The organism is Runella limosa DSM 17973 (assembly GCF_000482465.1).
GTDB lineage: Bacteria > Bacteroidota > Bacteroidia > Cytophagales > Spirosomataceae > Runella > Runella limosa.
This window is the reverse complement of sequence record NZ_AXVJ01000056.1, coordinates 15,281-29,008: the sequence shown is the minus strand read 5'-3', so window position 1 is coordinate 29,008 and position 13,728 is coordinate 15,281. Positions and strand designations below refer to the sequence as shown.

The window sequence follows — 13,728 nt, the reverse complement described above, 5'->3', positions numbered from 1 at the left end:
TTAGTTAATTGTTTGATAGGGTATTGGCGTTGCCGATACCCTATTTTTTTGTTAATGTTAGTAAACGGTTTGGAGCGATTAATATAAAGGGAGTAGATTTGAGGCAAAATTTAAAAGCATAAATAACCATGAAGAAAAGTTACATTTTAGCAATTGTTGTCCTATTTATTTTTACAGGATGTAAGAAAGAGGTTGACCCTTTAGAGAAGTTTATAGGGATTTGGGGCAAAACCGCAACCCTAGACGAATCGGTGTTTAAAGGACAGCAAAATATTAGTTATACAATAAAGAGGACATCCACTAAAACGGTTAGTGTAGATTACTCTGCAAGGTTCACAGGTACATATTCTGGTTATCCAGCCACAACCGTTGCGGATGGCTCTTTAGGATTATTTACATTAGAAGGTAGTGGATTATTTAGCTACAATCCTACTTACACGATTGTTACGACCACGACCTACCAAAAAAATGGGGCACCAATAGTAATAAAGGAAAGCCCAAGCCTACAATACCAAATGATACAGTTATTGTTGAACAATTCTGGTCAGTTAGAGTACACAACTGTTTTAATAGGCGGCAAGACAAATTCGCCTATTGTTTTCCAAAAGCAATAGGTTTGTACGCAGTAGGTTTCCAAAGGCAGTCTCATAAAACAGCCCCGCCGATGAAGCAGGGCTGTTTGCATTTTAAATCAATCCAGTTCGTTTCAACTCATTGCTTACACTTGATGTAAGTAGCTCAACGTAGTAACGTTCAGTAGTTTTGATTGACTTATGACCAAGGATGGCGCTTACGACTTCCATCCTTACCCCTGCATTAAGCAGATAACAGCCACACGTTTTACGGCCTACGTGAGTGGTGATGATGCTCCAACGTTCTAGCTCTGCCTGTTTAGCGGCTTTCTTTATCAACTTGTTCATTCTATCATTCCTGACTTTTGGTAGCTTATAGTTGTATTTCTCAAGTAATACTTTCGCAGGAGCTAAAAGAGGGATTTTACAGATTTCAAGGGTTTTCCCCCTGTAAATCACAATCATGTCAATTCCTCCATTATTGACAATGTTACTCTTGTTGAGTGCTATCAGTTCGTTATAGGCCATTCCCGTATAGCACTGAATAAGAAACATATCTACAACTACCTTTACCCCTTTTTTGTAGCCTTGGTAATTGCTCAATGCCTGTACCTCATGTTCTGAAAGGTATTTCATTGGCTTTTTAGGCGAGTATATAAGTTTTAAGGACGAAGTTGGATTATAAGGCAAAACTTCTTCAATCACCGCATAATCTAGCACGGCTCTAATGGTTTGAATCATGTAAGTAGCTGAGGTTTGTGAATATTTTCTTTTTGCCTTAGTGGTCAGGTAGTTTCGTAGGCGAGTGAGAAACTTAGGGGTTATCTCACTAAGCCCTATGTCTTTTACTTTTAGTTCTTGAGTGATGTACTCTTTAACCTTATTATAGCGAGTTTTCCAAATCGTTATAGTTGAACTTCTACATCTACCCATTTTTTCTTGTTCAACGTATTTGGTATAATACGCCAAAAGCGTTTGTGGTGTAAATTGTTCTTTATCAACGTACAATGATTTCAATTTATCAGGAGTAACGTGTTTACCCTGTTTTCTACAATCATTGTACAGGCCCATAATATCATCGCGAATCTGGTTTAATTGTTCGTTTTGTAGTCGAACCTTTTCGTCATACCCTTTAATTAGTTGTCGTTTTGAATCCCAACTGCTCTTGGTTGTAGCAATAGAAGTAGTGAACGGTGAGCATTGTACGCCATCAACCCTAATTGTACAATATAGGTAATGTAAGGTCTGTGCGTTAGCGCCACGTTTTTGGCGCATCTTAAATCGAATCCCGATTTTCATTCTTTTTTGTTAATCAGCATAAATAGGAAATTTAGTTTGAGGAAATGGGGGCAATCCTCACAACAATTATTCCAGTGTTAAGAAAATAGTAGGGAAGCTGTTAAAAACTTATTAAACGGTATTGTACCCAAAGTGTACCTAAATGTACATGGCTGACATGATGCACAATACGTTGTGAAGCAAACGGAGCGGACATAAAAATAGGTGTGAGGCTTGCTAATTAGGGCTTTTAGAGGCTAATATCAGTTATTCCGAGAAAATGTCAGCTAAATTGACAACAAACAAACGCTAAATTCTGCATTTTTGCCTGTCGAACCAAGCGTTTGCGTTTTATGTTCTGTAAACACAAAATAAACATATAAAGTTAAGTTACCATGAATCACGGACAAGAATTTAGAAAGTACGCAGTAAAACACCTTGGCATGAATGGCCTTACGGTAGATGGATACATGAACCACTCCGTTGAAAATATGACCCGCGCTATCATCGAAGAGCGCCCCATGAACTTCCGTGAAGTAGATGTATTTTCGCGTTTGATGGCCGATCGTATCATTTTCTTTGGAATGCCAGTGGACGATCAAATTGCCAACATCGTAGTAGCTCAGTTGTTGTTTTTGGAATCGGCTGATCCTAAGAAAGATATTTTGATGTACCTCAATAGCCCAGGTGGTTCGGTGTATGCTGGTTTGGGTATTTATGACACGATGCAGTACGTGCGTCCCGACGTAGCCACGGTATGTACGAGCTTGGCCGCGTCGATGGGAGCGGTATTGTTGGCGGGTGGTGCAGCAGGTAAGCGTGCCGCACTTCCACACGCTCGTATCATGATTCACCAGCCGTCGGGTGGAGCACAAGGCCAATCGGTTGACATCGAAATCACAGCCCGCGAAATTGTGAAATTGCGTGGTGAGTTGTACGAAATTTTGGCCAACCACACAGGACAAACGATTGAAACCATCGAAAGAGACTCTGATCGCGACAAGTGGATGCGCGCCGAAGAAGCAAAAGCTTATGGTCTTATCGACGAAGTTTTGGTAAGAGAGAAATAAGCAACGAAAGTTAGCCCAATGCTTTAGAATTGACGCCAGTTTGTTTAGACAGACTGGCGTCTTTTTGTTTCCTGACGAAAACATCGTTGCCTAAGTTGACCCTTTGGCTGTAAACTGCCAACTCCTCATTACCTTTGCAGCATGTATCAGAATTATCATTTTTTGCGGCAGTTAAGCCAGGCGTTGCGGCCGTTGGTGGTTGGGTTGAAGTTCATGGAATGTTTCAGCCAAGAGAAAGATGAATTGGTGATTGTCTTGGCGCACGCCCGAGGCAAAAACAATTATTATCGCCCGTTTTTTCTCCGTGCTACCCTGCGTCCCGACTTTGCCTGCTTGCATTTTCCCGAAGATTTTAGCCGCGCTCGCCACAACAGCGTTGATTTGTTTGAGAAATTGTATGATTTGGAAGTGGTTGACGTTCGGCAGTTTAAAAACGAACGAGCGTTTGGGTTGGTGCTGGAAAATAATTACACCTTGGTTTTTAAACTCTTTGGAAATCGCTCCAATGCGGTGTTATTTCAAGAAGAGGTCGTGATTGATGTGTTTCATAACAAACTCGTATCGGATAATACCCTTCAATTATCAAAACTCGACCGCGAACTCGACCAATCTTGGGAGGCATTTGAAGCGGCAGGGCACGACCATCGGAAGCTCTTCCCGACTTTTGGAAAGGAAGTAAACGCGTATTTAGTCCCCTTACCTCAGGCAGGGGAATTGGTTTGGCAAGCAATTCAAGATGTTCTTCAAAGGTTGGAGAACCCAACGTATTACATTTCTACGTGGCAGTACCAAATTACGTTTTCTTTAGTGCCGCTGGGCGAGGTCATCCGCAGTCACACCAATCCGATTGATGCCCTCAACGATTTTTATACTACTTACAATCGGATTGGGGTCATTTCCAAAGAAAAATCGGAGGCAGTTCGGGTGCTTCAAAAGCGGATTCAACGTACCGAAAATTATTTGGAAGAAGCCTTTCAAAAACTGGTAGTGGTGGACGGAGACGTAAAAAATGAGGAAATTGGGCATATTTTGATGGCCAATCTTCACCAAATTCCCGAGCGTGCCGAACGAGTTACCTTATTTGATTTTTATCGAGATAGAGACATAGACATCAAACTCAAGTCTGATCTTTCGCCCCAGCGAAACGCCGAGACTTATTATCGAAAGGCAAAAAACGAACGGATTGAAATAGATAAACTGCAAGAAAACATTGCTTTGCGTGAGGGTGAGTTGGAAGACTTAAAGAACCATTTGCAAGAAATAGAGGCGTTTGAGTCGTTGAAGTTGTTGCGTAAATATTTGAAAAACAATAGCCTGCTAACCGACGCCCCAATTCTTTCTCCAACCCAGTTATTTAAACATACTGAATACGAAGGCTACGTGATTTTGATTGGAAAAAATGCCAAAAACAATGATTTATTGACCAAAAAATACGCTTACAAAGAAGATTTGTGGTTGCACGCCCGCGACGTATCGGGCTCGCACGTAGTCATCAAGTACAAGGCTGGGCGTAAAATTCCGAATAGTGTCATCGAACGGGCTGCTCAAATCGCGGCTTGGTATTCCAAACGCCGCAACGAAACGCTTTGTCCTGTGATTGTTACTCCCAAAAAGTTTGTGCGTAAGCCCAAAGGGCTGCCAGAAGGCGAAGTAGTGCTTGACAAAGAGGAGGTTGTCATGGTAGAGCCGAGGGGTTTATAACCGCATCGACGATTGTCTAATGCGCAATTCTCCTCGCATTTTTTTGGTAATAGGGCTAAATGTGTGTCGGTGAATGATGTTGTCAATCAGCAGGGAAGCAGCTGTTTCGCCCATTTCAAACGGAAAAAGGTGAAAGACCGTCAATGAAGGCTCAATGAGTTCGGCAATAAGCTCGTCCCCAAAACCTACAATGGCGATTTCGGCGGGAATTTGAATTTTACGATGTTTGAGTTCTACCAAAAGCTCAATGGCATTGCCGTAATGAACGGCAAAAATGCCGTCGGGAGGTTCTGGAAGTGAAAGCCAATGGTTAAGCGCCGTCAACGACTCGCTTTGCTTAAATTCAGTGTGATAAATCAGGGTGTCATCTAGAGCAAGTCCGTAGTGGCGCAGTGCGGCTTTGTAGCCTTCCAAACGCGTTTGGCTGATTAATAATTGAGGCGGTCCTGCACAGACCGCAATGCGACGACAACCCTGCTGAATAAGGTGCTCCACCAGCGCAAAACTTCCTTCAAAATCTTCTTGAACCACTTTAGCCGTTTCTACTTCCGAACAAACGCGGTCGAAGTGGACAATCGGAAGCCCTTTTTTGAGCTGTAAACGAATGTGTTCAAACGAGGTCGTTTCTTTAGAATGACTGATCAACAAACCATCTACCCGACTGGCGATTAACGCTTGTACGTTGAGGGTTTCGGTCGAATGTGATTCGTTCGACTGACAAATCATCACGCGATAGCCAGCTTCCGTCGCTACGTTTTGAATCCCTGCCAGCACTCCCGCAAAAAAAGGTCGTTCGATGTTGGGAATCACTACCCCAATCGTGTGCGTTTCGCCACGGTGAAGGCTCTGAGCTAGTAAGTTAGGGCGGTAGTCCATTTCATTGGCAACCCGCAAAATCTCTTGTCGCGTCAAAGAATTGATGTCGGTGCTCCCATTCAAAGCCCGCGAGACGGTAGAAGGAGCCACTCCGAGCGACTTTGCAATGTCGATAATGGTGGTTTGGCGAGCCGTTTTTTGGGGCAAAGCTGCGGGTAATTCCACCGTAAAATGTAATTGACAGGTTTTGCAATAAAATCGCTGACGCCCTCTCAAAAAGCCAGCTTTTACTACTTCCGAAGTAGATAGGCATTGTTTGCACTCTACCATAGAATTGTCTTTTTTTTAGTTAGCTCCAAAACGAGCGTAGCGACTACGTTATCATTGAGATTGGAAGTGAATACTTTAATTGCACAAAAATATATAAATTTAGTAATAAAAAAATACCTATCGGTAGCGTTTTCGGAAACGTTTTCGATAGGTATTTCAGGCTTTTTTTCAAAACAACACAGTAAATAACTTGGTGAAATGGGCTTGTTGTAGTAACATTAGCATTAGAATTAAACGAGAGCAATTTGTAATAAGTGTTTCTTTCTCAGTGCTTTTCTGTATAGAATTGTACTTTTTCAGGAAGTCGATTTAGAAAATACCTTTATATCCCAAGCCTTTTTATGTCAACCACATCTCAATCCTCTGTTTCAAGAAGAAAATTTCTTGAACTGACTGCCAAAGGAGCGGCAGCATCAACGGTCATTGGCGTGCCAACGATTGTACCTGCTTCGGTTTTTGGTAAAAATGCCCCAAGTAACAAAATCAACATTGGCCAAATTGGTTGTGGGCGTATCGGTCGGGACCACGACATGGTCGGCACGATGCAGCACGATGCCGCACGGATGATTGCGGTGTGCGATTTGGACAAAAACCGTTTGGTGGATGGTAAAAAATTGGTGGAAAGTTATTATGCCAAAAAAACGGGTAATGCCAACTACGTGGATGCTAAAATGTACGACGATTACCGTGAAATGTTGCTTAACAAAGACATTGATGCGGTGATTATCAGTACGCCCGACCACTGGCACTCGCAACCTGCGATTGAGGCGGCTTTAGCAGGAAAAGATGTGTATTTGCAAAAACCGACGTCGTTGACCATTGCGGAAGGACGAATGTTGAGCGATATTATTCAGAAAAAAGGTACAGTGCTTCAGGTGGGTACGCAACAACGTTCGTCACCACAGTTTCGGATTGCGGCGGAGTTGGTTCGGAATGGTCGTATCGGAAAACTTCACACTGTAAAAGTGGGACTTCCAGGCGACCCGTCGGGGCCAGCAGCACCTGCGATGCCTGTGCCTGCGGGCTTCAATTATGACATGTGGCTCGGCTCTACTCCCGAAGTCCCTTATACCGAAATAGGAGTGCATCCTCAAAAAGGCTACGGACGTCCAGGTTGGTTGCGTCTTGAGCAGTACGGCGCGGGAATGATTACGGGCTGGGGACAACACCATTTCGACTCGGCAGCGTGGGGAATGAATACTGAACTTACTGGGCCTATTTCAGTACAGGCCGTGGCGGAGTTCCCAAAATCAGGCTTGTGGAACGTTCACGGTGACTTTATGGTGAAAGCTGAATATGCCAATGGCATTACGATGTACACCAGTGGAGGTTTTCCTAATGGTATTCGATACGAAGGAACCGAAGGCTGGATTTGGGTATCGCGTGGCGACTATGTAGCTTCGGCAAGTGACCCAGTATCAGCGGCTAAAAGTAGCAAAGCCCTTGATGCCAGCGATCCGAAAATTCTTACGTCGGTCATTGGCGAAAACGAAATTCACCTTTACAAAAGCGATGAACAACATGGCAACTGGCTCGAATGTATCAAAACCCGCAAAGCCCCGATTTCGCCCGTAGAAATTGGCCACCGTGCTTGTTCGGTGTGCCTCATTAGCCACATTGCGATGAAATTGCCACGCAAATTGCAGTGGGATCCTAAAACCGAACGTTTTGTGAACGACAAAGAAGCCAATGCGATGTTGAGTCGCCCTCAGCGTAAACCATACGGAACTACCAATATCAAAATGTAACGTGTGTCGGGTTTCTCAAAACCCGACTTTTTAAGCATAAAAAATATGAAAAAGAAACCCAACCAACGCCGTACCTTTTTGAAGGAATCTATTGCCTCAGCCGCAGGAATGATGGCCTTACCAATGCTTCCTTCGATGGCTTATGGGAATATAATCACAGAGACTGTTGCGCCCCTAGCTGTACCACAATATGATAGTCCGCGCATCAAATTTTCGGTGATTGGAATGAATCACGGCCACATTTATGGGCAAGTAGAGGCGGTTGTCCGTGGAGGCGGAGAATTGGTTTCGTTTTATGCCAAAGAACCTGATTTGGTAGCGGCGTTTGCGAAACGTTTTCCTAAAGCAAAACTGGCGTCTAGCGAAAAAGAAATCTTGGACGACAAATCCATTCAGTTGGTACTAAGTTCAATCATTGCCAACGAACGCGCCCCGTTGGGGATTCGGGTGATGAAAAGCGGAAAAGATTATATGTCGGATAAACCTGGAATAACGACGCTTGAGCAGTTGGCAGAAGTACGTAAAGTACAAAAGCAAACGGGGCGTATTTATTCAATTATGTATAGCGAACGTCTTGAAAATCGAGCAACCGTAAAAGCAGGAGAACTGGTAAAGGCAGGGGCAATCGGCAAAGTCATTCAAACCATTGGCATGGGGCCACACCGCATGAATCCAAAAACGCGTCCTGAATGGTTCTTTAACAAAGAACAGTTTGGCGGAATTATTTGCGACATTGCCTCTCACCAGTTTGACCAGTTTTTGTTTTTTACGGATTCTACCCAAGGTGAAATTGTTGCTTCGCAAATTGGCAATACTAATCACCCTCAATATCCTAATTTTGAGGATTTTGGCGATGTGATGTTGCGTGGGAATGGCGGGATGGGCTATATCCGCGTGGACTGGTTTACGCCCGACGGACTCAATACGTGGGGCGATGGCCGCTTGACGATTTTGGGAACAGAAGGTTTTATCGAAATTCGTAAAAATACCGACATTGGTGGTCGCTCGGGAGGAAATCACCTGTTTTTGGTGGATCAAAAAGAGACGCGCTATATAGATTGCACCCAGCAAGATTTACCCTATGGTCGCTTGTTGGTGGACGACGTTTTGAATCGTACCGAAACGGCCATGCCGCAGGCGCATTGCCTTTTGGCGATGGAATTGGCCATCAAAGCGCAAAAAAATGCGCAAAAAATTACTTTAAAGAAGTAAGTTCAACTAACCCAAGTCCCGTAAAGCTATAAGGTTTTAGAAACCTTATAGCTTTGTACGTGTCTCTATCCAATGAAAAACACCTTTCTCTCTCACCTGTTAATAGCGTTTTTGCTAGTCAGTAGCGTATCGTTTGCCCAAACAAAAATCGTGGCTACGAAGTACAATTCGAAGATTGACGTTACTATTAATAATAACTTTTTCACGAGCTATATCTTTTCGCAGGATGAAAAATACCCTTTTTTCTTTCCCGTCAATGGCCCTTCAAATGCCAGCGTGACGTCGATGCGAAATGGAAATTATCCGCACCATAGCTCGTTGTTTTTTGGGTGCGACCGCGTCAACGATGGTAATTATTGGCAAGAAGGGTTAGAAAAAGGACAAATTATCGCCCTCCGTACTGACATCGTGCAGTCGGGTGGAGAAAAAGTAGTAATTGAAAATGAATGTATTTGGCGACGCCCCAATGCCAATGCGCCCGTAAAAGACTTTAGAACCATTACCATTACGGCACCCTCGAAAGATTTGTACCAAATTGATTTCGACGTAACGATGGAAATGCTCATGGACGTCACGATTTTGAAAACGAATCACTCGCTCTTTAGCGGACGAATGGACCCAGATTTGGCCGTCATCAACGGCGGAACGATGATTAACGCCGAAGGTAATACGGGAGAAAAGGGGACATTTGGTGTGAAATCACCGTGGATAGACTGCTCAGGAAAAAGAGGGGACAAATTAGAAGGAATGACCATTATGCAGCATCCTTCTAATCCTTGGTATCCGTCGCCTTGGTTTACGCGCGACTACGGATTCTTTTCTCCAACACCCATGTATTGGCCGCAAGATGACAAAGCTACGGTGTTGAAAAAAGGGGAAAAGTTAGCGTTGCGTTACCGCGTTTTGGTACATGCTGGCGACCATAAAGCGGCCAACGTTGCTCAGTTATTTGAAAAATATAAAAGTGAATAATTAGAAATGGCATTTATTCAAACTATGCGTTGGTTTGGCCCCAACGACCCCGTTTCGTTGATGGATATTCGGCAGGCAGGGTGTACGGGTGTGGTGTCGGCGCTTCACCAAATCCCCGTGGGAGAAGTGTGGAGTGTGGAAGAAATCAAGCAACGCATTCAACTCATCGAAGCAGATAATCATCGCTATACCCGTCTTACGTGGGACGTAGTAGAAAGCTTGCCCGTACACGAAGACATCAAAAAAGGACTTCCCAGTCGAGAAAAGTACATCGAAAATTACAAGACGTCGTTGCGAAACTTGGCTGCTTGTGGCATCACAACGGTGTGTTACAATTTTATGCCAGTACTCGATTGGTCGCGCACAAATTTGAATTATCGAATGCCAGACGGCTCATTGGCATTGCGTTTTGTGTGGGAAGACTTTGCGGCGTTTGATTTATGTATTCTAAAACGTCCTAATGCGGAAGCCGATTATTCGGAAGCGATTCAGGAAAAAGCCCGTGCTAAGTTTGCCCAAATGAGTCCAGCAGAAATCGCGACGCTCCAAAATACGGTTTTGCTGGGCTTACCAGGTTCGAACGAAGCCTTTGAATTAGCTACTTTTCAAGGGTTATTAAATAATTACAAACACATAGGCGACAAAGAGTTACGCCAAAATCTTTACTATTTTATTCAACAAGTGGCGCCCGTTGCTCAAGAGGTGGGAGTCAACCTCTGCATTCACCCCGACGACCCCCCAATGCCCTTGCTAGGGTTGCCGCGTGTAGTGAGTACCGAAAGTGATTTGGCGCAACTCATGAATGCGTGCGACGTTCAAGCCAACGGGATTACGTTTTGTACGGGCTCTTTGGGAGTGCGTGCCGACAACGACCTACCAGGAATCGCGGAGAGATTTGGAAACCGAATTCATTTTGTGCATTTGAGGGCAACAAAACGAGAAGAATCGCCTGATAATCAATTGATTTTTCACGAAGCCGACCACCTCACAGGCGATGTAGATATGTATGCCGTAGTGAAGGCATTTGTGATGGAAAGCAAAAAACGAAATGAACTAGGACGGCCTGATGTCCACATTCCGATGCGCCCCGATCATGGGCATCAAATGTTGGATGATTTGAATAAAACGGGGAAAGATAAATCATACCCAGGCTACTCGGCAATTGGACGCTTGAAAGGGTTAGCGGAATTAAGGGGCTTGGAGATGGCGATAGAGAGAAGCCTCTAGCTTTATGAATTGCCTCCAGCTTTATGAATTGCCTCCAGCTTTAGCTGGAGATAACCAAAAATCATTACAATATGCCCTATGTAAAAGTTTGGATTCATTTTGTATGGTCAACTAAGCGCCGAATTCCTTTTATGAAAACGCGCGAAATGCGGCAAACGATTTTTAATCATATCCGAGAAAATGCCAAAGAGAAGGGAATTTATATTGATTTTATCAATGGTTACACAGACCATGTTCACTGTTTGGTATCGCTTGGTATTGACCAAAGTATGAGCAAGATTATGCAACTCATCAAAGGAGAGTCGGCTTTTTGGATTAACAAAAACAAAATATGTGATGAAAAACTTGAGTGGCAAGATGAATACTTTGCAGTTTCGGTTTCGGAATCAATGGTAAATCAAGTGAGGGAATATATAAAAAAGCAAGAGGAGCATCATCAGAAAAGGACTTTTGCTCAAGAATATGAGGAGTTTATTGCGAAGTTTGGATTTGAGCAATTTAAGGATAGATAAGGCTTTGGCTAAAGCCAAATGGATAGGAATATTTGTTATCTCCAGCTAAAGCTGGAGGCAAGGCATAAAATTTAAAAATTGAATAGACTCCTGCTTTAGCTGGAGATAACCAAATAAAATCAATGATAAAATATTTGTTCCTATTTCTGCTATTAGTCTCAACAGCAGTCTTCGCCGACGATGGTTCGCGGCTGTGGCTCAAGTATGACCTGTTACCTGACGGACAGCAGCGGGAAGCTTACACAAAAATGACGCAATTTGTAGCGGCCAATTCATCGCATCCGACCATCAAGGTAGCGGTTCAGGAATTAGAAATGGGCTTGAAAGGTTTGTTGGGAAAAGCACCTGTTCTTGTGCAAACTGCAACCAAATCGGGGGGAATTATCTTGAATGTTGCCCCCAATTCTCCTTCCAATTTACCCCAAGATGGTTTTGAGTTGTTTTCGGAAAAAGGAAATATCGTCATTTCGTCTAAATCGGAAGCGGGTGTGTTATATGGTGCGTTTGAGCTACTTCGGTACCTTCAAACGGGGAAATCGTTGGTAAATCTTTCCGTGAAAAGTAGCCCTAAAATAAAATTACGGATGCTCAATCACTGGGATAATGCCAACGGAACCGTCGAGCGCGGCTACGCAGGTTCGTCGATGTGGAAATGGACTGAACTTCCGTTTCGGATTGGCCCGCGTTACATTACCTACGCCCGCGCCAATGCTTCGTTGGGTATCAATGCGACATCTATCAACAACGTTAATGCAAGTTCACGCTTTTTGACCGAAGAATACCTCGAAAAAATCAAAGCCGTGGCCGATCTACTTCGTCCCTATGGCATCAAAGTATTTATTTCGGTAAACTTCCGTTCGCCGCGCACCTTGGGAGGACTTAAAACCTCCGACCCCCTCGACCCCGAAGTGCGCAAGTGGTGGAATGAAAAGACCAAAGAAATACACCGATATATCCCCGATTTTGGCGGTTATTTGGTCAAAGCAAACTCCGAAGGAGAGCCAGGGCCGCAAGATTATGGACGCACCCATGCTGATGGGGCCAATATGCTGGCCGAAGCCATGCGGCCTTACAGTGGTATCGTTATTTGGCGGGCGTTTGTCTATAATGCCGATCCCAAAGGCGACCGTTTCAAAGAAGGTTATGCCCAATTTAAGCCGTTGGATGGCACATTTGACCCCAAAGTGATTGTCCAAGTAAAAAATGGCCCCATTGATTTTATGCCTCGTGAGCCATTTCACCCGATGTTTGGGGCTTTTCCCAAGACAACCTTGGGCATGGAGTTTCAGATTACGCAAGAATATTTGGGGCAATCAACGCACTTGACCTACCTCGCTCCCATGTTCAAGGAATGTTTGGATACGGATACCTATGCCAAAGGAAAAGGAACGACCGTGGCTAAAATTGTGGATGGAAGTGCGGAAAACCATTCACTTTCGCTCATGGCTGGGGTAGCCAACACAGGTTCGGACGCCAATTGGTGTGGACATCCCTTTAACCAAAGCAACTGGTACGCTTTTGGCCGTTTGGCGTGGGATTATACACTGTCGTCGGAACAAATTGCGACAGAATGGACCCGTATGACGTTGACCCAAAAGCCTCAATCGGTACAAAAAATTACGGACATCATGCTCAAGTCACACCCGATATACGTGAGTTACACGTATCCGTTGGGGACGTCGCATATGATGGGAGAGGGGCACCACTACGGCCCCGAGCCGTGGCTTACCAAAGCCGCTCGCCCCGACTGGACTTCGATTTATTATCATCGCGCCGATTCCATTGGTTTGGGCTTTGACCGTACGGGGAAAGTAAGCAATGCACTTCAGTTGTACAGCCCTGAAGTTCAGCAACTTTGGGGAAATGCTGAAAAATGTCCACTCGACTACCTGCTTTGGTTTCATCACGTACCTTGGACTCAAAAACTAAGCACTGGTCGTAGTCTTTGGGATGAACTTTGCCACCGTTATTATGATGGTATCGGGCAAGTTGGGAAGCTGCAATCGGCGTGGGAAAGTGTGAAGTCAGATATTGATAAAGAGACGTTTGAGGATGTGAAAGGGCGTTTGAAAATCCAAGAAAAAGAGGCGTTGTGGTGGCGTGATGCTTGCGTGCTGTATTTTGGTGAATTTTCAAAACTACCGATTCCAAAACCGCTTGTGCCTCCTACTCGAACCTTAGATGAGGTGAAGAAGTTGACCGAGATTTATCATTTAAGATAACGTCAGAGACGTTAAACCATGCCCGTCCCGACAAGATGTCGAGACGAGATTGGTAATCTGTGTGAAAA

Annotated in this window: 11 protein-coding genes; 9 read left to right on the top strand and 2 right to left on the bottom strand. The window is 44.2% G+C overall.

Annotation, left to right across the window (positions count from 1 at the left end; genetic code table 11):
- Window positions 1-128 precede the first annotated feature (128 nt).
- The gene (locus K339_RS0105715) at window positions 129-614 is read left to right on the top strand and encodes a hypothetical protein (protein WP_028522756.1); all 486 of its coding nucleotides are present in this window, start codon (window positions 129-131) and stop codon (window positions 612-614) included.
- A 72-nt stretch (window positions 615-686) separates the two neighbouring features.
- Here K339_RS0105715 and K339_RS0105710 read toward each other — a convergent pair whose 3' ends face one another.
- Window positions 687-1,871, bottom strand: a complete 1,185-nt coding sequence (locus tag K339_RS0105710) for a tyrosine-type recombinase/integrase (RefSeq protein ID WP_028522755.1) — start codon at window positions 1,869-1,871, stop codon at window positions 687-689.
- Window positions 1,872-2,245: 374 nt separating this feature from the next.
- On the opposite strand from K339_RS0105710, the gene K339_RS0105705 reads away from it, so the two are divergent.
- Complete coding sequence (locus tag K339_RS0105705) at window positions 2,246-2,920, top strand: ClpP family protease (protein WP_028522754.1); 675 nt, start codon at window positions 2,246-2,248, stop codon at window positions 2,918-2,920.
- A gap of 141 nt (window positions 2,921-3,061) precedes the next feature.
- Window positions 3,062-4,621 carry an NFACT RNA binding domain-containing protein gene (locus K339_RS0105700; RefSeq protein WP_028522753.1) on the top strand — a complete coding sequence of 520 codons (1,560 nt, stop codon included), beginning with the start codon at window positions 3,062-3,064 and terminating at the stop codon, window positions 4,619-4,621.
- Here K339_RS0105700 and K339_RS0105695 read toward each other — a convergent pair.
- A complete protein-coding gene (locus K339_RS0105695; protein ID WP_028522752.1) occupies window positions 4,616-5,767 on the bottom strand; it encodes a LacI family DNA-binding transcriptional regulator in 1,152 nt (383 codons plus the stop codon). The genes K339_RS0105700 and K339_RS0105695 overlap by 6 nt on opposite strands.
- Before the next feature lie 341 nt (window positions 5,768-6,108).
- On the opposite strand from K339_RS0105695, the gene K339_RS0105690 reads away from it, so the two are divergent.
- The 6 genes from K339_RS0105690 (at window position 6,109) to K339_RS0105665 (ending at window position 13,660) form a co-directional block, all read left to right on the top strand.
- On the top strand, window positions 6,109-7,515 hold the full coding sequence (locus tag K339_RS0105690) for a Gfo/Idh/MocA family protein (RefSeq protein WP_028522751.1): 1,407 nt from the start codon (window positions 6,109-6,111) through the stop codon (window positions 7,513-7,515).
- 45 nt (window positions 7,516-7,560) lie between these two features.
- Window positions 7,561-8,727: a Gfo/Idh/MocA family protein gene (locus tag K339_RS0105685; RefSeq protein WP_028522750.1), complete on the top strand. Its 1,167-nt coding sequence runs from the start codon at window positions 7,561-7,563 to the stop codon at window positions 8,725-8,727.
- 72 nt (window positions 8,728-8,799) lie between these two features.
- Complete coding sequence (locus tag K339_RS0105680) at window positions 8,800-9,699, top strand: DUF6807 domain-containing protein (RefSeq protein WP_028522749.1); 900 nt, start codon at window positions 8,800-8,802, stop codon at window positions 9,697-9,699.
- Window positions 9,700-9,705: 6 nt separating this feature from the next.
- Complete coding sequence (gene uxuA, locus K339_RS0105675) at window positions 9,706-10,926, top strand: mannonate dehydratase (RefSeq protein ID WP_028522748.1); 1,221 nt, start codon at window positions 9,706-9,708, stop codon at window positions 10,924-10,926.
- Between the two features lie 71 nt (window positions 10,927-10,997).
- Entirely contained in the window at window positions 10,998-11,438 is a 441-nt protein-coding gene (tnpA, locus tag K339_RS0105670; protein WP_028522747.1) for an IS200/IS605 family transposase, read from the top strand.
- 122 nt (window positions 11,439-11,560) lie between these two features.
- Window positions 11,561-13,660, top strand: a complete 2,100-nt coding sequence (locus K339_RS0105665) for an alpha-glucuronidase family glycosyl hydrolase (RefSeq protein WP_028522746.1) — start codon at window positions 11,561-11,563, stop codon at window positions 13,658-13,660.
- Window positions 13,661-13,728 lie beyond the last annotated feature (68 nt).